The organism is Flavobacterium sp. RHBU_24, from assembly GCF_046613695.1.
Classification (GTDB): Bacteria; Bacteroidota; Bacteroidia; order Flavobacteriales; family Flavobacteriaceae; genus Flavobacterium.
On sequence record NZ_JBKJHD010000020.1, the window covers coordinates 40,493 to 64,122 of the forward strand.

At 44.2% G+C, this 23,630-nt stretch carries 22 protein-coding genes and 1 pseudogene; 9 read left to right on the forward strand and 14 right to left on the reverse strand.

The features are described from left to right. Positions 1-94: 94 nt before the first annotated feature. Complete coding sequence (locus tag ACLI09_RS15695) at positions 95-4,213, forward strand: T9SS type A sorting domain-containing protein (RefSeq protein ID WP_411420588.1); 4,119 nt, start codon at positions 95-97, stop codon at positions 4,211-4,213. A 471-nt stretch (positions 4,214-4,684) separates the two neighbouring features. Here ACLI09_RS15695 and ACLI09_RS15700 read toward each other — a convergent pair whose 3' ends face one another. The 3 genes from ACLI09_RS15700 to ACLI09_RS15710 all read right to left on the reverse strand — a co-directional run bounded on the left by ACLI09_RS15700 (position 4,685) and on the right by ACLI09_RS15710 (position 5,631). Beyond that, complete coding sequence (locus ACLI09_RS15700; protein ID WP_411420589.1) at positions 4,685-5,026, reverse strand: nuclear transport factor 2 family protein; 342 nt, start codon at positions 5,024-5,026, stop codon at positions 4,685-4,687. 192 nt (positions 5,027-5,218) lie between these two features. Further along, a complete protein-coding gene (locus ACLI09_RS15705; RefSeq protein ID WP_411420590.1) occupies positions 5,219-5,389 on the reverse strand; it encodes a (4Fe-4S)-binding protein in 171 nt (56 codons plus the stop codon). Next, on the reverse strand, positions 5,350-5,631 hold the full coding sequence (locus tag ACLI09_RS15710) for a hypothetical protein (RefSeq protein WP_411420614.1): 282 nt from the start codon (positions 5,629-5,631) through the stop codon (positions 5,350-5,352). Before ACLI09_RS15710 ends, ACLI09_RS15705 begins: the two co-directional genes overlap by 40 nt. A gap of 531 nt (positions 5,632-6,162) precedes the next feature. On the opposite strand from ACLI09_RS15710, the gene ACLI09_RS15715 reads away from it, so the two are divergent. Together ACLI09_RS15715 and ACLI09_RS15720 are read left to right on the forward strand one after the other, a co-directional pair. Then, on the forward strand, positions 6,163-6,744 hold the full coding sequence (locus ACLI09_RS15715; RefSeq protein ID WP_411420591.1) for a Crp/Fnr family transcriptional regulator: 582 nt from the start codon (positions 6,163-6,165) through the stop codon (positions 6,742-6,744). Between the two features lie 397 nt (positions 6,745-7,141). Beyond that, positions 7,142-8,614, forward strand: a pseudogene (locus tag ACLI09_RS15720) (amidohydrolase); the annotation flags it as partial. Between the two features lie 36 nt (positions 8,615-8,650). Here ACLI09_RS15720 and ACLI09_RS15725 read toward each other — a convergent pair. Then, positions 8,651-9,004 carry a winged helix-turn-helix transcriptional regulator gene (locus ACLI09_RS15725; protein ID WP_411420612.1) on the reverse strand — a complete coding sequence of 118 codons (354 nt, stop codon included), beginning with the start codon at positions 9,002-9,004 and terminating at the stop codon, positions 8,651-8,653. Between the two features lie 149 nt (positions 9,005-9,153). Here ACLI09_RS15725 and ACLI09_RS15730 point away from each other — a divergent pair, with 149 nt between their 5' ends. Next, a complete protein-coding gene (locus ACLI09_RS15730; protein WP_411420592.1) occupies positions 9,154-10,020 on the forward strand; it encodes an SDR family oxidoreductase in 867 nt (288 codons plus the stop codon). A gap of 188 nt (positions 10,021-10,208) precedes the next feature. Next, on the forward strand, positions 10,209-10,427 hold the full coding sequence (locus ACLI09_RS15735; protein WP_411420593.1) for a DUF6965 family protein: 219 nt from the start codon (positions 10,209-10,211) through the stop codon (positions 10,425-10,427). Positions 10,428-10,751: 324 nt separating this feature from the next. On the opposite strand, the gene ACLI09_RS15740 is transcribed toward ACLI09_RS15735, so the two are convergent. From ACLI09_RS15740 to ACLI09_RS15785, 10 genes are all read right to left on the reverse strand, one after another. Further along, positions 10,752-11,621: a DUF6268 family outer membrane beta-barrel protein gene (locus tag ACLI09_RS15740; protein WP_411420594.1), complete on the reverse strand. Its 870-nt coding sequence runs from the start codon at positions 11,619-11,621 to the stop codon at positions 10,752-10,754. Positions 11,622-11,691: 70 nt separating this feature from the next. Continuing rightward, positions 11,692-12,921 carry a hypothetical protein gene (locus tag ACLI09_RS15745; protein WP_411420595.1) on the reverse strand — a complete coding sequence of 410 codons (1,230 nt, stop codon included), beginning with the start codon at positions 12,919-12,921 and terminating at the stop codon, positions 11,692-11,694. Continuing rightward, positions 12,918-13,595 carry an ABC transporter ATP-binding protein gene (locus ACLI09_RS15750; protein ID WP_411420596.1) on the reverse strand — a complete coding sequence of 226 codons (678 nt, stop codon included), beginning with the start codon at positions 13,593-13,595 and terminating at the stop codon, positions 12,918-12,920. The genes ACLI09_RS15745 and ACLI09_RS15750 overlap by 4 nt, the downstream gene beginning before the upstream one ends. A 10-nt stretch (positions 13,596-13,605) precedes the next feature. Then, positions 13,606-14,847, reverse strand: coding sequence for an ABC transporter permease (locus ACLI09_RS15755; RefSeq protein WP_411420597.1), 1,242 nt, complete (start codon positions 14,845-14,847; stop codon positions 13,606-13,608). Positions 14,848-14,850: 3 nt separating this feature from the next. Then, positions 14,851-15,945, reverse strand: a complete 1,095-nt coding sequence (locus ACLI09_RS15760; RefSeq protein WP_411420598.1) for an efflux RND transporter periplasmic adaptor subunit — start codon at positions 15,943-15,945, stop codon at positions 14,851-14,853. Next, positions 15,942-17,264: a TolC family protein gene (locus ACLI09_RS15765; RefSeq protein WP_411420599.1), complete on the reverse strand. Its 1,323-nt coding sequence runs from the start codon at positions 17,262-17,264 to the stop codon at positions 15,942-15,944. Before ACLI09_RS15765 ends, ACLI09_RS15760 begins: the two co-directional genes overlap by 4 nt. A 46-nt stretch (positions 17,265-17,310) precedes the next feature. Further along, entirely contained in the window at positions 17,311-17,703 is a 393-nt protein-coding gene (locus ACLI09_RS15770) for a DUF2147 domain-containing protein (protein ID WP_411420600.1), read from the reverse strand. Between the two features lie 106 nt (positions 17,704-17,809). Further along, on the reverse strand, positions 17,810-17,971 hold the full coding sequence (locus ACLI09_RS15775; RefSeq protein WP_411420601.1) for a hypothetical protein: 162 nt from the start codon (positions 17,969-17,971) through the stop codon (positions 17,810-17,812). A gap of 114 nt (positions 17,972-18,085) precedes the next feature. Next, complete coding sequence (locus ACLI09_RS15780) at positions 18,086-18,853, reverse strand: LytR/AlgR family response regulator transcription factor (RefSeq protein ID WP_411420602.1); 768 nt, start codon at positions 18,851-18,853, stop codon at positions 18,086-18,088. Continuing rightward, the gene (locus ACLI09_RS15785; protein ID WP_411420603.1) at positions 18,850-19,854 is read right to left on the reverse strand and encodes a sensor histidine kinase; all 1,005 of its coding nucleotides are present in this window, start codon (positions 19,852-19,854) and stop codon (positions 18,850-18,852) included. Before ACLI09_RS15785 ends, ACLI09_RS15780 begins: the two co-directional genes overlap by 4 nt. A 277-nt stretch (positions 19,855-20,131) precedes the next feature. Here ACLI09_RS15785 and ACLI09_RS15790 point away from each other — a divergent pair, with 277 nt between their 5' ends. From ACLI09_RS15790 to ACLI09_RS15805, 4 genes are all read left to right on the forward strand, one after another. After that, on the forward strand, positions 20,132-21,076 hold the full coding sequence (locus tag ACLI09_RS15790; RefSeq protein WP_411420604.1) for a helix-turn-helix domain-containing protein: 945 nt from the start codon (positions 20,132-20,134) through the stop codon (positions 21,074-21,076). 88 nt (positions 21,077-21,164) lie between these two features. Continuing rightward, on the forward strand, positions 21,165-22,010 hold the full coding sequence (locus tag ACLI09_RS15795) for an SDR family NAD(P)-dependent oxidoreductase (protein ID WP_411420605.1): 846 nt from the start codon (positions 21,165-21,167) through the stop codon (positions 22,008-22,010). Between the two features lie 476 nt (positions 22,011-22,486). Next, the gene (locus ACLI09_RS15800) at positions 22,487-22,780 is read left to right on the forward strand and encodes a hypothetical protein (RefSeq protein ID WP_411420606.1); all 294 of its coding nucleotides are present in this window, start codon (positions 22,487-22,489) and stop codon (positions 22,778-22,780) included. 347 nt (positions 22,781-23,127) lie between these two features. After that, the gene (locus ACLI09_RS15805) at positions 23,128-23,571 is read left to right on the forward strand and encodes a hypothetical protein (RefSeq protein WP_411420607.1); all 444 of its coding nucleotides are present in this window, start codon (positions 23,128-23,130) and stop codon (positions 23,569-23,571) included. Positions 23,572-23,630 lie beyond the last annotated feature (59 nt).

The following is a 23,630-nucleotide window of genomic DNA, read 5'->3' on the forward strand; positions in this document are numbered from 1 at the left end:
TAGTATATAACAGTGCAACATTGATTAATGAACGTTTATAAGCATTAATTTACATTTGCAAAAAAAAGAACACTTAATCAATCAAATTAATATAATGAGGAATTTTTTACTCTTCTCTTTACTTCTCTTAGGATTCGCTTCATACGCTAACAACGAATGTGGCGATGCAATCATGCTAACTCCCGGCACGACCTGCAATTACACTATGGGAACCTTTAGTGGTGCGACACTCGCTGGCACAGCGCCAACCTGTACCAGCGAGTCACTTCAGGATGTATGGTACAAGTTTACTGCAACCGATGCTACAATGCGCATATCGCTAAACGCTACGTCCGGCCTTAACCATGGCTTCCTTGTGCTGCAGGGGGGCTGTGGCGGTACTGTAATGGCATGTGTAAATGCCACACCTGCGGGAAATGCAGAAGCTTATACTGACAATACGTATGTGATAGGCCAGGAATATTACATACGTGTGTTAAACGCAACAGCACAATTCAGTTCGGCTTCATTCGGTATTTGTGTGACAAACATTCCCCCGCCAACAAATGACCTATGCGCCAATGCGCAACAGCTTACACCGGGAACCACCTGTTCCTTTACGCAGGGAACTTTCAGCGGTTCACTTAAAGATGGCAGTGTCCCATCATGTGCCACTAATACTTCTCAGGATGTTTGGTATAGGTTTACCGCAACGGATGTGACGATGATGATAGAGCTTAACAGCTCATCGAACCTTAACCATGGTTTTGAGATTTACCAGGGCGGATGCAGCGGGGCTGTTGTGGCTTGTATAAATGATGGCGGAGCAGGACTTAGTGAGAGCTATTTTAATAATAATTTCATTGTAGGGCAGGAATACTACATAAGGGTAATTAATGCCTCAGTTAATTTAAGCACCCAGGCATTCGGTATCTGCGTAACTAAATATCCTACACCTGCAAATGACTTGTGTGCCGATGCGCAACAGCTTACTCCGGGAACTACCTGTTCCTTTACGCCTGGTACTTTCAGCGGTTCACTTAAAGATGGCAGTGTCCCATCATGTGCCACTAATACTTCTCAGGATGTTTGGTATAGGTTTACCGCAACGGATGTGACGATGATGATAGAGCTTAACAGCTCATCGAACCTTAACCACGGCTTTGAGATTTACCAGGGCGGATGCGGCGGGGCTGTTGTGGCTTGTATAAATGAGGGCGGAGCAGGACTTAGTGAAAGCTATTTTAATAATAATTTCATTGTAGGGCAGGAATACTACATAAGGGTAATTAATGCCTCAGCCAATTTAAGCACCCGGGCATTCGGTATCTGCGTAACTAAATATCCAACACCTGCAAATGATTTATGTGCCAATGCACAACAGCTTACCCCAAGTACTACATGTACATATATGCAGGGGACTTTCAGTGGTTCATTAAAAGATGGTAATATTCCGTCATGTGCCACTATATCACAACAGGATGTATGGTATAAATTTACGGCTACTGATGCTATGATAAGTATAGAACTCGAGAGCACACCATATATCAACCATGCTTTTGAAGTGTACCAGGGTGGCTGCGACGGTACGCTTATTACCTGTACTAACGCCTATGCTGCTGGTAGTAGCGAGAGTTATTTCAGCACTAACTTTATTGCGGGCCAGGAATATTACATTAGGGTCATAAACGCTTTAGGATCGTTGTCAACACGTAACTTCAATATTTGCGTCAGGAACTATCCTACGCCTGCCAATGATCTTTGCGCCAATGCTACAGAGGTGTTTCCCGGCACCACATGCAACTACATCGGGGGTACATTTTCAGGATCTGCCAATGACGGTACGGCGGCTGTGTGCCCTTCAGGTAGTAGTATGCAGGATATTTGGTACAAATTTGTGGCTACTGAGCAAACCTACAGCATTTACCTGAACCCGGTAGGTGGTTTTAATCCGGGTTTCCAGATATTTGAAGGAAGCTGTTCTGGCACCATGATGGCATGCGTTAACAATTATGGCAACAATGTATCGGAATACTACCAAAATTATAATTTCGTTATCGGCCAAACCTATTATGTAAGGTTTTTCCATTTGATGGGCGGATACACTTCACAAAATATTTCTTTCTGCATTACAAAGTATCCTAAACCGTCAAATGATACCTGTGAAAATGCACTTGTGCTGTACCAGCACACTACATGTTCAGAGGTTGGGGCCACACTTACAGGCGCTATGTTTGACGGCCCGGCAATTTCATGTGCGCCACAAGCCGGCCAGGATGTATGGTTTAGATTTGTTGCGGAAGGAAGTAGCGCAAATATATACATAGGGCCGATGATTGGTCGCGACCTTGGCTATCTGGTATACCAGGGAGGCTGCAACGGCACTCCAATTGCCTGCATCAATAACTACGGAGCAAACCTTAGTGAAACGGCAAACATTTCTAACCTTATACAGGGACAGGAATATTATATACAGGTTTTTAATGCCTATCCTGGGACAACTATCGACAGTTTCTCTATTTGTGTTTACGGAGCGATACAGCCTTGCAATGCTTCCGTGTCGATTGCAGCTGATTCAAGCCAGATTTGTGCGGGCAGCGGCGCTACTTTTACAGCAACACCTGTAAATGGTGGCGCTACACCCCAGTACCAATGGAAACGAAATGGCAACAATGTTGGTACGAACAGCCCGGTATTTACAGCTTCGAACCTTGTTAACGGAGATAATATTTCGGTTGTCATGACAAGCAGCGTACTATGCCCATCTGTTCCAACTGTGACAAGCAATATAATTACGATGAATGTTACTACCCCCGTAGTGCCTACCTTTACCCAAGTTACGGGTATATGTACCGGAGGTACATTCACGCTGCCTGCAACATCTAATAACGGAATAGCAGGAACGTGGAGCCCGGCTGTAAATAATACGGCTACCACCACATACACATTCACGCCCAATACAGGACAATGTGCATCTGTAACCACAATGACCGTAGCGGTGAATAGTAGCGTCACGCCACTATTTACGCAAATCCCTGCCATCTGTACAGGCGGAACATTCACCCTGCCTTCTACTTCTAATAATGGCATCACCGGAACCTGGAGCCCGGCAGTAAATAATAGTGTTACCACGACGTATACCTTTACACCTAATCAGGATCAATGCGCGATTACAGCCAGTATGACAGTTGCTGTAAACAGTAATAATGTGACGCCTGTATTCACACAGATAGGTGCTATTTGCTCAGGAGGGACGATTACGTTACCTTCGGTTTCCAATAATGGTATTACAGGGATATGGAGCCCTTCTGTAAATAACACAGCCACGACAACCTATACATTTTCACCCAATCCGGGACAATGCGCCATTCCGGTTACCATGACAGTTACCGTGAACAACAATGTAACTCCAACTTTCGTTCAGGTACCTGCCATTTGCGAAGGGGGATTGTTCAGCCTCCCCACGACTTCGACAAACAGTATAAGCGGAACCTGGAGCCCGGCGGTAAACAACAATGCAACAACAACGTATACCTTTACGCCAAATGCGGGCCAGTGCGCTGTTCCTGCAACTATGACGGTAACGGTGAACAACAACGTGGCACCAGTATTTAGTCAAATTGCACCGATATGCCAGGGAGAATCCTTTACACTTCCCACGACTTCGACTAACGGTATAAACGGAATCTGGACCCCGGTAGTAAATAATAGTGTTACCACGACTTATACCTTTACCCCAAATGCAGGGCAATGCGCTATAACAACGACAAAGACAGTAGTTGTGATGGTTGTGGACGCATCAGTAACTGCTTCTGGCGCTACAATAACGGCGACCAATTCGGGGGCATCCTACCAATGGATTAATTGTGCTACCAGTGAGTTGATAAACTTAGCCACCGGCGCATCATTCACTGCTGTTGAAAATGGCTCCTATGCAGTTGTGGTAACGCAAAATGGGTGCTCTGAAACATCAGAATGTGTTACGGTTTCCAGTCTTAATACCGGGACATTCATACAGCCGGGCTGGGTGGTATATCCTAATCCTGTAAACGATCAGCTTTTTATTGATGCTACTGAGCCAACCCAGGTTATATTAACCGATATTACAGGGAAAATTATAGGCAGTCATGATTTAAGGTCTGGGGTTAACACTGTTAATACCGGCTCCTTAAGTGCCGGTATCTATTTTATAAAATCGAATTTGGGAACTTATGTAAAGTTCATTAAGAAATAACCAGACTGATCAGAAATAGTAAAGTGGCTGCCTCAATTTTGAGACAGCCCTTTCTTTAATATTCTGTATGGTTTTTAATCGTTATTTTTAACAGACTATTTTCCGACGCAGTAATAGTAATAATCTGACCAGCAGTTGAAAAATAATTCAAGTGCGACAACAAGCGTAGTAATGCATGCAATTTGAATTACATCTTGCCGTTACTTATTGACTGGTACTAAAATAGAAGCACATGCTTCAATGCTTTTAATATCGTCGACGAGGATAATTTCTTCAGTTTTGTCAATTATATCATACAATAATCAGATCAAAGATTTAATAGTCTTGGATGAGATTGAACAGGATAAAATTGAAAAAATACTACAAATAATACATTTATATGCTTATTGAAACGGGGTTGTAGATGAAAAATTTCTTCAATTCTATACCGCACCATTTAATCTAAACGATGAGCATCATGTCGTTTTGTTTTTATTCAGGACTCATAAATGCGTAATAATGGCTAACCTTACCATTCTCCAAGATAAAGAAGTCCATACTATTAATCGTCCCTTCACTGGTATAAATCTTGCCAAACAATCTGGCACTGTTTTGAAGGTCTTCGAGATCCGAGGCTGAAGAAAAAATGAATTTCGGATCGGCATGTAATTTTTGAATAAAATCAGAAATCTCTGGTGTACCATTAAGGATAAAGTTTTTATCGTACATTTTTATGTCTTCTGCATAAATGCTTTTTAAAAGTTCGTCGCGTTTCGCACGATCTTTTTCATTCCAGGCAGCCACGTGGGCTTTCTGTAGTTTTTCAAGTTCCATACTATTGTTTTAATTGGTTTTTGAGAGAATCGCCCATCGATGCACCCAGAACAAAAATTACCTGAAATGCGACTGTTGACATATATCAACAGGGTAATTAAAAAAATGCGGTTATTTTTGCAAAGCGGTTATGTGATTGGCGAAATTGTTTCTTTTTTATTTTGATAGTAAATGTAGCAGAAAAAAGTTCCGTTAACTTTTTTCAGCTATGCTGAGGGCGCCGGTAGGACAACGGCGGACTTGTTCCGAAAGACGATCAGCCGATGCTGCATTAGCATTAATCCATGGGCTTGCACCAAGTTTAAAAACATCCGGCAATTGGCTTACGCAACGCCCGAATGCTGACAAAGAGAAGGTTTCCACGATATGGTAATATTCTCACCGCTATATTGTTTGCCGTCAGGCTCTGACACGTTATAATAAATAAAGCTACGTACCTTTGTGTCACCTTTCAGGATTTTCGATACCGGACAATTTTCTGCAACCTTTAGCAGTATGTTTCGGTGTTCCATATCAAGTACTGCTTCGGGAAACGACATATCGCAGTCGATGGTGGTGGTAGCTGTATCGTCTTTAAATGTTGAAATATATTTGCCGCAACCCATATCACAGGCACATCCCAGCCTTGCTTATCAATGAATTGCCGAAGTGTCACAATCTTACAGGAAGCAAGAGATGAAAGTAACAAACTGTAAGGGTCGGGGCCTGTGTCTCTGCCTCCCATCGAGACAGGTTCATCTGTTTGGAATGACCCATTTCGCCATTCCACATTACATTGATAGTGTTCACGTCCTATGGTGCTGACCACAGGATTTTGCATTATATATCGCATAGGCTTAATTTGTTTAACATAAAATTGTTTTCTGAAGATGTTGGGCGTACTTTTAAAATACTTTCCAAGTGCATTACTCAATAGCAAAAATCGGTTTTGCTGATGGATTTGAACGATGACATTTGATAAAAAAAGACATAAACATTTATCAATAGATTGTGATACCGGATGGTAAATTAGGGTAATTTGCAATGTTACGATTATCGTGTTTATGCCATCCCGGACCTGGTTAAGCATTATTGCAGTACGCCAATCGTTTGAGTTGAATCGAAATTTTAATAATTTTAAAAAACATTTATTGAATATGTATCAAAATCTTTTCACCTATATCCATAATTATATCCAATCATCACTTACTATTGAGGAAAAGGAAATGATTAAAAGTGCCTTTCAGCTTAAAAAGCTGCGACGAAAGCAATTTTTTCTACAGGAGGGAGAGATAGCCAGATATACCGCATTTATTTCAAAGGGAGCGATGCGTCAATATATTTCCGATGAGAAAGGAGGGGAGCGCATTGTCAATTTGTTCATAGAGAACTACTGGGCAACCGAACGTGAGAGTTTTACCACACTTAACCCTTCGCGTTACAATATTGATGTATGGGAAGATGCCGAACTTCTTATTATTACCAGGGAGTCGTTTATGGCTTTGGCGGAAAAAGTGCCGGCCCTTATAGAAATGACACGGTTGATGGACGATAGGAATGCCATTGCTAATCAAAGGCGGCTTACCTCAACAATCAGCTATCCTGCCGAGAAGCGCTATGAAGATTTTGTAAATAACCACCCACGCTTTATAGAACGTTTCCCGCAGCATTTTATCGCTTCATTTTTGGGTATTACTAAAGAAACTTTAAGCCGGGTCAAAAGGCAATCTATAAAATAGTTCCTGCCGGGTACAAAAGCGTTGATTTTTATCAACGCTTTTTTTTATGATATGTCATCGTCTAAATACACTATCAGTTTGCATTTTTACAGCCTGAAAGGCCAAGCATAAGTTTGGATTTATAATTTATCCATAAAGGTTTTTTCACTTGATAAATATTACAGCTGTATTAATTGTTAACCCAATAGAATAAAATATGAAAAAAACATTTACATCTTTTTGCACGGCCATTATGGCATTGGGGCTTCAGGCACAGCCTGCGCAATCATCCGGTGCCGACCTTATTGTTTATCATGCCAGGATTACTACACTGACCGCTGCCCAACCAACGGCATTGGCTTTAGCAGTAAAAGGAGGAAGGATTTACGCGGTGGGGAGTGATGCCGAAATACTTGGCATGAAAGATTCCCTTACGAAGGTTATTGATGCCGGGGGCAAAAGGCTTATACCGGGATTGGAGGATTCACATATCCATCCCCTTAACGAAAGGAACCTTACACATAAGGTAAGGTGGGATGGCGTGCCGACATTGAAGCGCGCGCTGGAAATGCTGAAAGAACAGGCAGAAAGGACTCCCGAAGGCCAGTGGGTTAGGGTAACAGGGGGGCGGTCTCCTTACCAGTTTGCAGAAAACAGGATGCCTACTCCTGAAGAATTGAGTAAGGCAGTGCCAAACAGGCCCCTTCTGGTCCATTACGCCTATAATTGGGGTTTTCTCAACGCACCAGCGATGAAAGAACTGGGCGTTGGAACGGAAAAGTTCCAGATGCCCGAAGGAACAAAGATTCACAAAGACAAAAAAGGAAATTTTACAGGGGTAATAACAGGTAACACCTTTATGTTTATTGCCCTGGAAGGTATGACTCCCGGTCCCACACCCGATGAAGAGGTAAGTTCGCTGCAATCTGTCATTTATTACCTTAACAGGTTTGGAATAACTTCTGCAATTGAATGCGCTGCCATTATCGGATATCCTGAAGGTCATGCACCATTACGTACCCTTATAGGGAAAAAAAGGCTCAACGTCCGCTTCCCTTTCGTAGATCTTGGTTTGGATATGAACCCAAACAGCAATTGGGTTGACGACGAGATTTACCGTGTTACCAAAACCGCTCCGATAAGCCCGGGTCAGAATCTCCATCCTACAATGGAGCATGGTCACGAATACGAGGGTACCGGTGAGCTTCTCAGGCCCGAGCTCCATGACCACGAGAATTTTGATGAGCCTGCTATTATAATTCCAAAAGATGTGATGATGAAGTATGCCCGGGAAGATCTTGGTAAGCTGATTAAAAAAAGAATACCTTTCAGGATGCACGTTACCTATAACGAGAATATGACGACTTTTCTGTATGCTCTTGAAGAAGTTAATCTTACCACACCACTTGACGGTATGCGCTGGAGTGTGGAACATGCCGAGACAATATCGCCGGAAAATATTGAAAGGGTAAAAAGACTTGGTGGTGGCATTGCCCTTGACACCAAAATGGCTTTTCACGGAGATGCATTCGCAAAAACCCATGGCAGGGATAAAGCATTGTATACCCCTGGGCTTCGCGCCCTGATAGATAGTGGCGTGCCTTTATCAATGACCTCCGATGGGTTCCGGGTATCTCCCGCTAATCCATGGATCGGGATGAGCTGGATGGTAACAGGAAAATCAGTGTCAGGTTCCATTATACTGGCAGAAGACAATCGCCTTAGCCGTGAAGAGGCGTTAAAATTATACACCACGGGTGCAGCCTGGTTTGAAAACCAGGAACAGGACAAAGGGCGTATAGCGCCGGGAAACCTGGCTGATTTTGCTATTTTAAGCGCTGATTATTTCGAGATACCTTCCGGGGAGATTAAAAATATTACCTCGCTGCTTACAGTTGTAGGTAAAAGGGAGCGTGTCAACCAGCACTTATTTATTGGGCAGGTTCCTTCTATAGGCTTTTCCCCATTCTCCCATTGCTTCAATAACCGTTTTAAGGCTTTTTCCCTCCTCTGTCAATTCGTATTCAACTGTAATGGGCATGGTATCGAGTACTGTGCGTTTTACCAGACGGTTCATTTCAAGGTCTTTCAATTCCTTGGAAAGTACTTTGGGGGCAATACCATTGATGTGGCGGTGGATCTCCATAAACCGCGCTTTGCCGTTAAAGAAAAGCATGCCAAGAATTGATGTTTTCCATTTTCCGCTCAGCAGGTCCTGGGTGTCTTTTACGCCCTGGATACTTTGCCTGCAGGTTTCGGTTAGGTAATTTTGGCCTTTCATTATTTCCTGTTTTGTAAACAAAGATATGTAAACACGGTAACTAAAATGTCAGCCCATTACCGTTTGGTAACCAGTTACCAAACGGTAACAGTTGTATATCCGGTAACTACAATAAGTACTTTTGATTTGTAACATTAAATATTTATAGTATGATTTTAGTAACCGGGGCGACAGGGCATCTAGGCTCAGCAGTTATAGAACAATTAGTGAAAACAGTATCTCCTGCTACAATAGCCGGCCTTGCAAGAAACGAAGATAAAACCCAAATGCTGCGTGATAAAGGGGTGCAGGTACGCATGGGTGATTTCGACGATGTGGCATCGCTACACCAAGCCGTAGAAGGCGTGGATACAATTCTGCTGATTTCCACGGTGGATCCTCACCGTTACCAGCAACATCAAAACCTTATCGATGCTGCAAAAGCAGCAGGTGTACAGCATATAGCCTATACCAGTGCGCTGATCAGGGACTGGAATTCATCCGCTGTAAAAACACACTTAGAGAGCCACTTTCAAACGGAAAATTACCTCAGGGAATCGGGTTTGCACTATACAATCTTCCGGAACTCGCTGTATGCGGATATGATTCCGGTCTACGCAGGAGAAAAAGTCTTTGAAAAGGGGATCTACCTGCCGGCAGGAAACGGAAAAGTGGCCTATGCCCTGCGCAGGGAAATGGGGGAAGCTATTGCCAACACGCTTTTACAGAATGATACTGAAAGTATTATTTACGAACTGACGGGGAGTGCGCTGTATTCCTATGATGACATAGCGAAATCCCTTTCCGAAATTGCCGGAAAAGATGTTCCCTACACCAATGCAGATGCCCTTGCTTTTCCCGGGGAACTAAGGCAGCTGGGGGTACCCGAGCGAATGATTGCGATTGCTGCCGGTTTTACAACTGACATCCGCAACCGGCAATACGAAACCCTATCGACAGACCTGGAATCACTGTTGGGGAGAAAGCCAAAGACGTTACAAGACGCACTAGAGGAAATTTATGCTTCCAGGATATAGTTATTACAGGCCAGGATAGTTTTTGTATTGAAATTCAGTCAGATATAATTCACTATTAAGAATTTTTAAAATTTTGTTAATCTGTTTTTCTGATAAATTGCAGGCTTTTTAAATTTGTGATGCTCATTTTTCATCATCCATATTGTTATCCTTAACCCTTCTACGGAAGGGTTTTTATTTTTGCAGTTATGACACCTGAAGAAATACGGCGCTACTTTATCGACAACCCTCCACCCAAGGAAGTGGACTGGAAACCCCATGCTAAAATTACCGATTCGCAGGCGTTCCTTAACCATACTTTTGTACTTATTAATAACCATAGGGGGCAGCTGGACAGCTGCCCGGCCTGGTGGCGGTTAAAGGAGTTTTACGGTGATATGAAAAAACAGGATGAAAGCCAAAAATAGAACCCCGCCCAGGGGACAGGGTTCGGGACAATTCTTATTGATATGGTCAGGTAAATTAGGAGCAAACGTATTATGCTCTGTTACAATGTCCCATCAATTAATGATCACGGTCCGGCGCACAACAGTGGGTCTTGGTGGCGGCACCACAACTACCTTTGGGGATGCAGGGCGGACAACAACGGTGCGGTATACTTTTTTTTGTGGCACAACAACCACTGTTTTCCTGGGGGCACACGAGGTTAGTACCATCGCAGCTAAGGCAATAAGTAGATTCCTGAATTTCATATTGTTTTTATTGATTGCATATTAATTTAGTATCGTATATTAAAAAGGGCTGTAGGAGATGCCTACCTGGGCAGCAAATCCCCTGCTTTTAACCTGCTCCAAGGGCTGTGGTTTTTTACCCAGGGGTGCCGTTATAATGGTCCATGAAGTAGAGGAGCTATCGGGGAAAAGTGCATAATTCTGTACAAAATTACTGCCTATCCCTGCATTGAGCCGCCATGATTTGGCGAAGGCATACTCGAATTTTCCCAGGGCAGCCCATTGGGTAACTTTTACGTAGTTGCCCTGGCTTTGACTTTCGCTTAAGCGGTAACTATTATTATCCCCTGCTATTTCCAGCCCCACACTTACCGTATTGGAAATAAGGTACAGCACCTTTTCCTTTACCGGGAATTGCCCGCTTATGGTCCATCGTTTACCGGGCTGGTAGTCAAAGCTGATAAAGGGCACTATCTGGTTCCCAAAAAACTGCCGTGCATAAAAAAGCCCCCAGCCTGTTGTGAGGCGTTCGCTGTGCCTGATGCTGTAATTAAAACCCAGGCCGTACCTGAAATCATCACCACTGACAGCTTTAAAATCCGAAAACAATCCCACCTGGGCAATAAGGGCCAAACTTCGGGTCCCTGAGAATTTTATCCTGAATATCGCCTGATTCGAAAGGGCCTGTAAGCCCGTACCGTAATGCTCGGGAAAGCCGTCTAAGGAAAGATTTTTATAATTCAAGGCAGTGATGATGGTGTATTTTCCATTATCATATACAGGCAGGCGCAGCTTCATATCCAACAGGCCGGTATGCGCGGCCGTGTCGTTATGTGTAATAGCAGCGGCACTGTAGTTAATACTAGCCATGTCTTTTTCCTGTGCCGCAACAATTTTGCAAAGCAGCAGTATTATTATTATATACTTCATTTCATTATTACGTTTTTTAAAGGGTTGATTGCCGTTGAGGGTCTCCGGACTATACCATTGCCTGTGGGAATTAGAGGCCAAAACTGAAGCCTATCCCGAGGTTCACGGACATCCCTCCAAATCCATTTACAGAACCGATTGGCCGGTCAAATTTTGAAAATTCATATTGGAAATTTCCCAGGAATGAGAACGATCGTGTTACCCGGTAAGTGGCGCCAATAGCGAGGTCGTACGAAACTGCCTTTTCTTTCTTTTTGGTTGTGTCTGTCGTGTTCGTTCCCGAGCCGCCGATGGTCCTGGTTACTTCGCCACCGCCCGCAATGGCGCTCAGGTTATTTAACGAGATATCAGCATAGGTCGTAAGCCGGTCCTTTTTAAACGGGATCAGCCGCAGCCCTAACCCAAGCTTGATTGCGGCAGCTCCTTTACCCGAACCGCTAAGGGTGACGCTGCCGTCAACATTTGAACGGACATCTTTAATACCCTTTTCCTTACCGGATATCACGAAACCAAAATTTAAGAAAAGCCCAGACCAATTGTTGATGTAATATCCCGCTGTCAGGTTATAGTAGGTATTTATTTTAGAAAAATCGATAAGCGTTTCCTCGTCGAATGCCGTCCTGTTGCCGCTCCTTATCCAATGGTATCCTAAAGTGAAGTTCCCAAACAACTGGTTGTTCCAGATTTTCGCCTCCCTGTTGGTTTTTTCAGTATCATCTTTTTGCGCGATATAGTCGAGTGTGACCACTTCATATTGTTTTGTAGTCCTCATGCTCCTTTTTTTTATATCACCCAAAGGCACATCCGAATTAAAGACTAGTGGGCTGCAGCCCAGTAGCGGATTATCAGGAGGGACGACTATTGCGGCAACTATTTCATTAAGTGTGTCTAAGGCTTTGCAGGACAGTAGTTCGGCCTTGCTGTTTAAATAAAGGAACACCCTGTTCCTGTCGAAATAATCTGCATCATGGTTGAAGCGTATGAATGCATCCAGGAATGCATACAAACTGTTTTCATCCAGTGATTCCTGGTAGGGAATATAATAGAAATAGGAGAAGTTGACCATGCTGATCGCTTCCCCGTTTTTTAGGGTATCATTCTGGAAAATGTCACTCAGTTCCTGGTCTTTATCGCCCATAATTATGGACACGTTATAGCCGGGCAGCTTTACATCGCCGTTCTTTCTATTGGAATATACAGCAAATTGGGTCTCATGCCCGTTATAGGTGAATACCCTTATATCCTGGGCAAACAGCAAATTTGAAGTAAACGCTAAAAGTAAGGTTATAACGCTCCTCATCCCGAAATGATTTTGCCGTCCATCATTTCGATGATACGGTCGCTTTTTTCAGCAAAGTCATTATCATGGGTTACCGTTATAATGGTCTTGTCATGCTCAGCGGCGAGCTGCTTAAAAATGTCAAAAACAACCGCCGTATTTTTACTGTCCAGGTTACCGGTGGGCTCATCACCCATGATAATGGAAGGTTCGTTGATCAGTGCGCGCGCAATGGCCACACGCTGCTGCTGCCCGCCTGATATCTTTGAGGCTGATTTCAAGGCCTGGTCGCCTACGCCCAGCATTTTGAGTTTTTCGTAGGCGTTATGCTCTATTTCGTCTTTGGTGAGTTTACCCAGCCGCAGTGCGGGGATCATTACATTTTTAAGGCAGCTGAAATCGGGCAACAGGTAATGGAACTGGAAGACAAACCCCAAGTGTTCGTTGCGGAATGATGCCAGTGCATTCTGCTTGTTCCCGGTCACCTTTTCACCGTTGAGGCTAAGCACGCCCTCGTACTCTGTATCCATGGTCGAAAGGATGTACAGCAGCGTCGATTTACCGCTGCCGGATTTGCCGATGATGGAAACAAATTCCCCCTTGCTTACCTCGAAGCTCACCTGGTTAAGCACCTTGAATTTCTCAGGTGCCATAAAATATTTGCTGATGTTCTCTGCTTTTAGTGCAATGCTCATAATGATACGTTTAGCCTCTGATGATTAATACGGGATCTACTTTGGATGCCTTTACCGCGGGGATATAGCCTGCAAAAAATGCGGTTACGATACCGAAAGCGCCGCCCTGTACATAGTGTTTTGTGAGAAAGGTAACGGGCAGGTAATCAACATTGCCCAGGCCCAGGTACATCTTGGAAACTCCATAGGAAATCAATGCCCCCATGAGCATGCCCGCTACCGAGCCGATACAGCCGATAATCAGCGCCTGCCGCAGAAAAATGCTGACTACATCCTTACCCTGAAAGCCCGTTGCCTTTAATATGGCTATCTCCTTGATTTTTTCATAAATAACCATATTCAGGATGTTATAGATGCCAAAGCCTGCCACTATAAGGATGGTTATCACCATCGAATTGGCTATAATATCACGTATTTTCTTTCCTGCGAGCGACTGCTCATTGGTACTTTGCCAGGATTCAGCAGTATACCCGGTCTGCGATTGCAGGCTTTGTGCAACTTCCGGAGCATTGTAGTAATCCTTTATGTTGATGTAAATATCGGTAATATAGCTCCGGTCTTTTTGCAGGAGCTGCTGTACTACGGCTGTATTGGTATAGCTCTTGGTGTCGTCTACGGCCTTAACGGTAGTCTTAAAGATGCCCACTACCTCAAGGGACTTGGTTACCTTTGAATAGGTAAGGTTGATGTAGTCCCCTTTGGCAAGGTTCAGTTTGTCCGCAAGGCCGGAGCCGATGATTATGCCGTTGGGATTGTTTACCAAAGACTTTACATCGCCCGCTATCATGGTGGCCGTAATGCCAAACATTTTATCCTGCTCGAGTATATTTACGCCGAACGCATTGCCGTTTTCCTGTACGTTGCCGTTGCTGTATAAAATTTCGGTACTTACCTGTTTGCTTATGGCGGTGACTTCGCTGTGGCTCTGGAGCTGCTTCAGCAGTGCATCAGGGTTAGCGATTTTGTTATCGCTGTACACCATCTGCGGGTTGCTGATAAGGTTTACCGTGGCAGTGCCGGCATACCGGTCCAGCATTCCGTTTGTACTGAGCTGGTTATCGTTGTACAGCCTTATGTGGGGGGTAGTGCTCAGCATCACTTCTTCCGACCAGTTATTTGTACCGGTAATAAGCGAGTTCATAAAAATGAACATACTGATGCCAAAGGTTACCCCTAGGGCTGCCACCATCGTTTGCTTGCGCCTCCCTACAATGTAGGTGAGGGCAATTTCGGTATTGATCCCTAATTTCATGGCCTAGTAGGTTTTAATGATTTCATCTTGGAGGCTAAGGCCATCAAGCACTTCTACCCAATCGGTGGCGATGATGCCTGTTTTTACCTGTACGGTATCCATTTCCTTCTCCCTTTTAACCAGTACCTTGCCGTCCGGGCTCAGGCTGCTGCGGGGTATGAGCAGCGCTTTCTCTTTTTTGTCCACTATAATATTGGCCTGCAGCAGGGTGCCGTTTATCAGGCCTGCCTGCGGCTTTGTAAATGCAGCCTCTATGGTATATGACTGTGCTTCCTGGTTAAAAGCAGGATATATTTTAGAAACCGAGGCAGTGTGGGTGCGGCCCTTTTCGGTATTCAGTTCTACTAATACCACCTGCCCGAGCCTGACCTTCGCAATACTGGCCTCATCGATATCCAAGACTACCATTAATGAAGCGTTACCCAAAACGGCTACCGCTTCACCCTTTTTTACAAGGTCGCCTTTGCGTTTTAAAAGAGAGTACACCGTATAATTTCCGGGGGATTTTATGCTGTAGTAAGCATTATTCACTGCAGCGGTGCGCTGCTGGCTTTTACTGTCGATAAGCGATTGCTGCAGGGTCAGCCTGGTATTCTCGATATTTTTTTTGATGCCGGTTGCATCATTAAGGGCGTTGTCATAGGCCAACTGTGCATTGTCAAGGTCTACCTTGGCGACTGACCTGGAGGCATAAAGGCGCTGCATGCGGTCCAGCTGCTCCTTATAGTTTTGTACTTTTTGGTTGGCCGAAGAGAGCTGCGCCTTTAGCTGCTGCAAAATGGCAGAATTGGATGCCGCCTGCTGTGCGGTTATCTGTAAATTTTCGCTGGCAGCATCCTGGGTTATTGCTGCTGTTGCATTGTCCTGCTGTAGGATCAGCTGTCCCGTGGTAACGGTATCGCCTTCTTCTACCGGCACGTCGGTAATGTAGCCGTCGTTTAAGGCCGTTAGGGTAAACTGGCCGGTAGCTTCCAGGTGGCCCGGGGCAAATACTGCTTCTGTAACAGGGGCATATTTTGGGGTGGTCGTTTCTGCTTCTTTTTTACCGCATGATACAACAAAGGCTGTTAGTAACGTTAGAATGGCTATCCTTTTCATCTGATTAGATTTGTTTGGCTAATTTTTAATCGGTATTCCTGTATAAGGTAATCGCTCATGCTTTGCAGGTATTCGTTTTGGCTGATGATCATATCGGAATAGAAATCCAGCCGCTCGTCCAGGGAGATGAGGCCTTCCTGCATGCGTTGGGCTGCATGTGCATCGTTGGCCCGGTAGCGCTCCAGGATACTTTTGGAGGCGGTATACGCTTGCAGGGCACCCCTGTAGGCTATGAGCAAATTGGTATTATTAATAGTGTTTTGAAGCACAGCATTGTTGTATTGCTCTTGCTTAGCTGCGTAATCCAGTTTGGCTTTCTGTACCTCATAGCGCTTGGAATTACCTGCAAATATGGGGACTGACAGGCGCAGTCCCCAATATTGCTGCGGTATGGTATTGCTGTTGGCAAAACTGGCAAAATCATCACCGGCAACCAGTGTACTATATTGGTACACCGCTGATAGCGTTGGGGCAAAAGCAGCTCTTTGGGATTGCATCTCATTTTTGGAAACCATCGCCTGGAGGCTATAAAGCTGAACGGTAGGGTCGGGGGCAAAACCCGTGTCAGCGCTAAACAAAAAATCTTCGTTTAGTTCCTCTGTAATTTCGATATCCTGGTCACTGCCCAGGAGGGATTTAAGGGTATTAAGCTGCAACAGCTTATTTTGACGGGCTACATCCAGGCTTTTCTCCGCTTTTTCCTTATTGATCCCGGCAAGGTTCAATGTCACTTCACTGATCAGCCCGTCGTTAAACTTCTGAAGCGAAATAGCATAGACATCACTTATGGCCCTTAAGTTTTCCAGGGACAGCCTTTCTGCTTCTGACAGCAACATGCAGGAATAGTAGCTGTTGGCCAATTGCCCGTAGAGGTCTTTTTTGGATTGTGCGATGCTGATGGCAGCAATTTCCTTATTGAGCTTGGCCGCCTTAACAGCGAACCAGTCCTGGGTGTTCAGGATGTCCATTTCAGCAATCACGTTGCCACTATAATTATAGCGCCTGCCAAAAGTGGCTTCAGTGTACGTGCCGGCCGGGGCCGCCGGGTCGAAAAGGTTAGCCGGTATCAGGGTGCTCTGTATCTGCAGGTTATCGGTAAAGCCGCCGTTAGCCGTTACCGAGGGCAGCAGCGCCCCATATGCCTGCTTTACGCCGGTTGCTGCTATGGTTTTGTTTATCTCTGCTGTTTTTATCCCGGCATTATGTGCATCAGCAAAATCCCATACTTCCTGTAGTGATTTAAAAGTCACCTGTGCCTGCAGCATTACGGTACAGCAGAGCAGGGCCAGTACCAGGGCGTGTTTTTTTAAAGGTATCATTGCGGGTATCTTATGTCGGTTTTAAAAATACGGACCGTTACTGGGGTTACTTGATTTTTGTCCAGGCCTGTGATTTGCTGATGAGGCCGGATTTGCCGGATATTTCAATGATGTTACTGTCTTTTACCGTAACGCTACATGCGAAAGTCTTTCCTTTTTTTATGACATGCAGCGTGCCGTTCTTAAAGGTTTTTCCGTACCATTGCAGGCCGGTTATCTGCTGTTTCCCAATGAGGCTTTTGTCTTCGGCGGCCACAATGGTTGCAATGTATTCGGTTCCTTTTTTTGTAAACTCAATCGTACGGTCCTTATCTTCGTTGGTCCATTTACCCAGCAGCACATCGTTGGTTTTTGCCTGTTGGGCCTGTGCAGGGGCTGCAGCAAGTAGCGCTGCAACGAATGTTACAATCAGCAATGGAATTTTAAATGTGGTCTTCATTTTTGTATTATTTTAAATTTATAATGTAAAATTGCGGTTTTGGGAGGCGTTGCGAAACCAAAAGATGCGCAAAGCGGGCAAATTGGGCTGTAAGGCAGGCACATGGCTAATAGGGGTAGCAGTAATACCACACGCAGCACTCATAGTCCTGCCCGCAGGGCATACAATAACATTCTATGTAATCGCAGTAGCGATAAAGGCCATATTGCAGGCCTCCCAGTATAAAGGCCAGGATTGCGAGAATCAGGTAATCAGATGCTTTTTTCATGGCAGCGAAAGTAATCGCCGCTCCGGTATATCATTAGGGGAATGTTTTTAAAGTGGGCAAATCCGGCTTTAAAACGGGCAGTTGCAACCAAGGGGATAATGTGGCGGCAGGATATTATTCGCCCTGAAGCCAATGTAGAAAGTCAGATGCTTTAGCCTTGCTTACTACAACAGTCTCCGGGGTGGGCAGGGTGAGTTTAGCTACCAGCTTCCGGGCAAAGTAACGCTCGGCGTTGGCAATGGCGTTCCTGTTGACAAGGAACTGCCTGTTGGCCCTGTAGAATAGTGCAGGGTCCAGCATTTTTTCTATTTCATCCATAGCGGACGTAATGAAATATTTCTGATTGGTAAGGGTGGTAATGATGACGTTAACCTTGTCAAGGTAAAAAAAGGCGATATCCTTAACCTGTACGGGGATTATCTTTTCCTTTTGGTTTACCAGCAGGGCGGTTTTATAATTGTATTTTAAATGGGTAAGCAAATGAGAGAGCCTTGCCTGGACATCCCCGGATGGGGAATATATGGTTTTTAGGTTGCGGTATTTGTCCATTGCTTTTTCAACCTTTTCCTGCGTTATGGGCTTCAGCAGGTAGCTGATGGCATTGGTTTCAAAGGCATCCATCATGTACTGGTCAAATGCGGTGCAAAAGATAATGGGGCTGGTAATGCTGACCCTGCTGAATATCTCAAAGCACAGCCCGTCGGCCAGCTGTATATCGGAGAATACAAGCTGGGGCTTCTCGTTCTTGGAAAACCAGTCTACGGCCTGTTCTATGGAATCGAGCGTAGCCACTACATGCAGAGTATCGTCTATAGCGTAGAGTATCCGTGCGAGCTCCCTTGCCGCTTTAGCTTCATCTTCTATGATAACGATATTGGTCATAGTAACGGTAGTTTTACAATAAATGACGCGTCTGTTTTTTCGATACGTATCTCTTTTTTAAAGAGGAGCCCATAGCGTTGCATAATGTTGTTCAGCCCAATTCCGGTAGCATGCTGTACTGATGATTTCGGCTGGTAATTATTTTGTACGACCAGGTAATCGTGCCCCTGGTTGAAGATCGCGATTTCCAGCTTCCTGGATGATGACGCCACGTTGTGCTTTATGGCATTTTCAATCACAAGCTGCAAGGTGAGCGGAGGGATGGCAGCCGACAGGTATTCCTCCTCCACAGTAACGGTAATCCCTATGGCGTCTTCCAGCCTGGTTTTAATAATGTACAGGTATGATTCTATAAAATTTAATTCCTGGCGCAAGGTAGCCGTATTGTTTTCTTTGTATTGCAAGAGGTAGCGGTACACCTCGGACAATTCTGATATGTATTCCTTAACCGTTCCCTCTGAAGTCAGGGAGCTTAGGGTATTTAAGGTGTTGAATAAAAAATGAGGGCTGAGCTGCTCTTTTAGGGAAGAGAGGCTGGCTTCAAGCTGTGCCTGCTTAAGGTGTTCTATTTCGATACTGCTTTTCTGTTTTTCGGATAGTATATGCAGGTAGTATGCAACAAAGTAAAACAGGCTGCTGACCAGGATGCTACGGAATAGCAGCATGGCTGCTGCCCTTTCCTTATCAAGGTCCGTAAACTGCACGACGGCGCCTTCTACCTCCGGCAGCAGCCACCGGTATGCATAGAGCAGCAGGGTTACCAGGGTTATGGAAAGCAATGCTTTGAGAATAGTATTCGTGATAAACCTTCCTATCCAGTTCTTACGGAATAAAAGGACATGGCTGATCCAGCCGGTAAAGCAAATAATAAAGCTATACAGGAATGAGATTGCGATATTATACAGGTCGATCTGGTCTACCCGTATCAGCTTTTGCGAGACCCCTATCATGGAAATACCCACTGAAATTATTATACCAAGACCCCAGTTTTGCTTTTTCATATCTCAAAAATAGGGTATAATCTCCTGAGTGTTGGCAATTATGAGTGCCAAACGGGCAAATTGCCCTGTAAAGCGGGCAGTCTAACCTGCGCATTATTGGTCGCAAACAAGCGTTGCCCTCTTCTATTTTACAAATATCGGTGATAGAGGTCGGCCCTGTCTGTTTACCTTATTACATGGCTCCCTATTCCGTTAGCTTACTGCATACTACTTGTGTTCAATTATATGTTATTCCGTAATTAATTAATAGGCAATGTAAATTTTTTTAAATTTACTTATGGAAAGATTAGAAATACCCCGTATGGAATTGAGTTCGTTTGCCGAGGTAAACTACAAAACCCCACTATTAAATGTACTGCACTATCCACTGGATGCCGCTTATTTTACCGTTGAGAACAGGGACAACTATCCTGTTGTAGATTATATATCCCCTAACAGGAGGCAGTTCTATAAGATCTTCCATATGACTTCGGGTACTGGCGTGCTCACCATAGGCCTTAACCGCTATGTTATGGGGCCAAAGGAAATCGCTTTCCTCCATCCTGACGAGATAATGTCTTGGCAAACCACCTCAGAAGAAACCGGCGGGCATTTTTGCCTAATCCATCCTTCCTATTTTACCCACGAGGCAGACCATGTGCTGCAGCTGTTGCGCCAGTACCCGTTCTTCAGGCCGGAAAAGGCTGTAATACAGCTTACCGACAGTCAGTCTCATGCTATTAACGGCCACTTTGCCGACATGCTTGCCGAGGACCGGGGGGATAACGAAGACAAGAAGCAGGCCATAGTACTGTACCTGCAAATGATGCTTTTGGAAGCACAGCGGGCAGGTAAGGAGAAGCTTACCACAGAGGTGCCCGAAGCTTATGGCTATATCTATGGTTTCCTTAACCTTCTGGAATCCTCTTTCAACGTTCAGGATCCCAATACGGCTATTGGGCTCAAGACCGCTGCTGAGTTTGCAGGCCAGCTTCATGTACACCCTAATTACCTTAACAGCCTGGTGAAGAGCCATACCGGCAAAACAGTGCGCGACCATCTTCAGGACCGCCTGATCTATGAAGCAAAGTCACTTTTAGCCAGGACCGAATGGGATGTAAATACCATCAGCTACTGCCTGGGTTTCTCCGGGCATGCCGCTTTTTCATCCTTTTTCAAAAAGAAAACAGATTTTTCGCCCTCCATTTTCAGAAAAAGTGCAGCTTCCGGCACCCACCTTTGAAAGTCGAAAGTATCACTATGATTTGCGTAAGCCCCGGTCGGGTTATGTGCCGTTACTTTGTACCATAAAATCTTAAAACATAAAAATTATGGACTCTAAAAAAGTTTGGCTGGTAACCGGGTCTTCTAAAGGATTAGGTTTGGCACTGGTAAAAAAATTACTTCAAAACGGCTATAGCGTAGCTGCAACTTCACGTAATGCCGATGCCCTAAAAAAAGAGGTGGGTTATAACGGCAGCGAGTTCCTTCCCCTTGAAATGGAACTGACTAACAATGCTGACGTAGCAAAAGGTGTTGCTACAATCATCAGTACCTTTGGGGGCATTGATGTAGTGGTAAACAATGCAGGTTACGGGCAGTTGGGTACCCTTGAGGAGCTTACCGATGCTGAGGCCCGTGAAAACTTTGATGTAAATGTTTTCGGTTCCCTTAATGTAATCCGGAACGTGATGCCGCATTACCGCCGGAAAAAGGCTGGTGCATTTTTTAATGTTTCCTCTATAGCCGGATTTCTTGGTACTTTTCCAGGATGGGGTATTTACAATGCCACTAAGTTTGCGGTAGCCGGGTTTACAGAAGCACTGTCAGCCGAGGTTAAATCAATGGGAATCACTGCAACGATTGTATACCCCGGTTACTTTAAAACCAATTTCTTATTGCAAGGTTCCCTTAGAGGAGCTGCTAACCCTATAGCTGATTACACTGAAGCCAGGGAGCTGGAAGTAATCCACGAACAGCAGATTATCGGTAACCAGCCCGGTGACCCTGATAAGGCAGCAGAAGCTTTCATTAAGGCAGCAGAAGGCGAGAGCCTGCCGCTTCACCTGTTTTTAGGCAGCGACTCCTTCAATATGGCCAATGCCAAGATACAGGCTGTTCAGGCTTACCTTGCCCAATACGAGACGCTCAGCAAATCTACTGACTACAGCAGTTAAGCAGGCCATTATATAGCGCACCGCTATAGGTAACCCTTGGTAAAAGCAACATCGCTGTGAGATGGGATGTTGCTTTACTTGTATTTATACTAATTCTATCCCCATTGCCATGAGTCATGCAGATAACACATCACATTCAACCAGCAAATTCATTTTGGTGTCTTATAGTAAGGATTTGGAAAATCTGGAAGAAAATACTGTTGCAATCAGGCACTTTAAGGCCCAAACCTGTACGATACTCCATATGGTAAAAGGCACCGGCATCCTTTCCATAGGCCTTCACCTTTATATGCTGGAAGCAGGGGATACCAATTTTTTTAAATAATAATGACACAATCACCCTGAAAGTATCCGATGACGCGGCAGCTTATTTCTGCCTCATACCTCGCCTGCATTTCAACGAACAGAGAAGCTCTGTACTGCTCTATTTTTCAGAGTATATACATTTCCGGTCCAATAGCGCTGTTGTCAGCAGCATGCAGAGGGAATCAGAGTGGATTAGGGAATGTTTCAAGAATATGCTCCGTGAGCAGCACAGGCACAGCCATGAAAGCCAGGAGGCCCTGCTTCTTCATTTAGAGATATTTTTGCTATATGTCAAAAGGATAGGGGAAGAAAGCAATGCGTACGGCCCTAATTGTTCAGGCACTACCGGATTGCAGAAAAAATTAACTTACATGGAAAAAGCGCCCATGGAGATGCATGTTTCCCGAGCAGATGCCGTAAAGCAATGCGACATAGCCAACTGTTTCCTGTATATAGAAATATAAAAAGTATTGCAGGCAAATTTACGTTTTACAACAAAATTGTTATTTGCAGAGTGTTGAACTCTATTTTTACACAAATTATCTTAGTTAAATATGCCATTTACCGAAAATTAAGTAACTGTACCCGTTGGGAGATAAAACACACTTTCTTTTAAAAGCAAATGAAAAATAGGAAAGATTTTCGAAACCGACTTCAAGACAGAATTCTGTTAAATTTCGTTTTATGAAACCAAATAAATCGACTTGCTCCTTCATAGATTAAATTAAGGTAAAAAATGTAAGATTTTTTTGGTTTAAATTATATTCTTACAAAAAAATATTTATATTTGAAGTCTAATAATCAATACATTATGAGCACAAATTCTTCAGTACTGCCTATTGGAAGCGTTATTCCTTCCAACTCAATAATTCTAACACCAATTGGGAATATAACATTTACATTTCCCAGGCCTTTCACCCCTTTGCCACCATTGGTAGATGCGCTAATTTCTGGCGGAACAATCCAAATCTGTGTAGTGGCCTTTATAGATTCAACTCTTGGCAACGTTAATTTTACTATTTTTCAAAACAATTCAATTGACAATGAGGGAAAGCCCACTGTTCAGTTCTATGCACAGTACGGTGCCGGCCAAACCCAGGCACAAAAATTCACAGCTTATCAGGTAACCTTTTCTTTAAATCAAAGCCTTTTACCCAATAATTTAAGCATTACTGATATAAATACTATCCAGGTATTTTTGTGGGATTCAGACCCTATTGCATCAAGGGGAACCATAACTAATGTACAGCATTGATAACCAGACTTTTTGTAGAAATACTAATTATAATTCAGGCTTTATGGTTAAAGACAGTA

Bases quoted from the DNA above. Each gene is read 5' to 3' on its own strand.
- ACLI09_RS15795 (WP_411420605.1), top strand. From the start codon at position 21,165: ATGGACTCTAAAAAAGTTTGGCTGGTAACCGGGTCTTCTAAAGGATTA.
- ACLI09_RS15745 (WP_411420595.1), bottom strand. From the start codon at position 12,921: ATGAGGAGCGTTATAACCTTACTTTTAGCGTTTACTTCAAATTTGCTG.
- ACLI09_RS15715 (WP_411420591.1), top strand. From the start codon at position 6,163: ATGTATCAAAATCTTTTCACCTATATCCATAATTATATCCAATCATCA.
- ACLI09_RS15765 (WP_411420599.1), bottom strand. From the start codon at position 17,264: ATGATACCTTTAAAAAAACACGCCCTGGTACTGGCCCTGCTCTGCTGT.
- ACLI09_RS15780 (WP_411420602.1), bottom strand. From the start codon at position 18,853: ATGACCAATATCGTTATCATAGAAGATGAAGCTAAAGCGGCAAGGGAG.
- ACLI09_RS15785 (WP_411420603.1), bottom strand. From the start codon at position 19,854: ATGAAAAAGCAAAACTGGGGTCTTGGTATAATAATTTCAGTGGGTATT.
- ACLI09_RS15790 (WP_411420604.1), top strand. From the start codon at position 20,132: ATGGAAAGATTAGAAATACCCCGTATGGAATTGAGTTCGTTTGCCGAG.
- ACLI09_RS15805 (WP_411420607.1), top strand. From the start codon at position 23,128: ATGAGCACAAATTCTTCAGTACTGCCTATTGGAAGCGTTATTCCTTCC.
- ACLI09_RS15710 (WP_411420614.1), bottom strand. From the start codon at position 5,631: ATGGGTTGCGGCAAATATATTTCAACATTTAAAGACGATACAGCTACC.
- ACLI09_RS15775 (WP_411420601.1), bottom strand. From the start codon at position 17,971: ATGAAAAAAGCATCTGATTACCTGATTCTCGCAATCCTGGCCTTTATA.
- ACLI09_RS15800 (WP_411420606.1), top strand. From the start codon at position 22,487: ATGCAGAGGGAATCAGAGTGGATTAGGGAATGTTTCAAGAATATGCTC.
- ACLI09_RS15760 (WP_411420598.1), bottom strand. From the start codon at position 15,945: ATGAAAAGGATAGCCATTCTAACGTTACTAACAGCCTTTGTTGTATCA.
- ACLI09_RS15700 (WP_411420589.1), bottom strand. From the start codon at position 5,026: ATGGAACTTGAAAAACTACAGAAAGCCCACGTGGCTGCCTGGAATGAA.
- ACLI09_RS15730 (WP_411420592.1), top strand. From the start codon at position 9,154: ATGATTTTAGTAACCGGGGCGACAGGGCATCTAGGCTCAGCAGTTATA.
- ACLI09_RS15740 (WP_411420594.1), bottom strand. From the start codon at position 11,621: ATGAAGTATATAATAATAATACTGCTGCTTTGCAAAATTGTTGCGGCA.
- ACLI09_RS15755 (WP_411420597.1), bottom strand. From the start codon at position 14,847: ATGAAATTAGGGATCAATACCGAAATTGCCCTCACCTACATTGTAGGG.
- ACLI09_RS15725 (WP_411420612.1), bottom strand. From the start codon at position 9,004: ATGAAAGGCCAAAATTACCTAACCGAAACCTGCAGGCAAAGTATCCAG.
- ACLI09_RS15735 (WP_411420593.1), top strand. From the start codon at position 10,209: ATGACACCTGAAGAAATACGGCGCTACTTTATCGACAACCCTCCACCC.
- ACLI09_RS15695 (WP_411420588.1), top strand. From the start codon at position 95: ATGAGGAATTTTTTACTCTTCTCTTTACTTCTCTTAGGATTCGCTTCA.
- ACLI09_RS15750 (WP_411420596.1), bottom strand. From the start codon at position 13,595: ATGAGCATTGCACTAAAAGCAGAGAACATCAGCAAATATTTTATGGCA.
- ACLI09_RS15770 (WP_411420600.1), bottom strand. From the start codon at position 17,703: ATGAAGACCACATTTAAAATTCCATTGCTGATTGTAACATTCGTTGCA.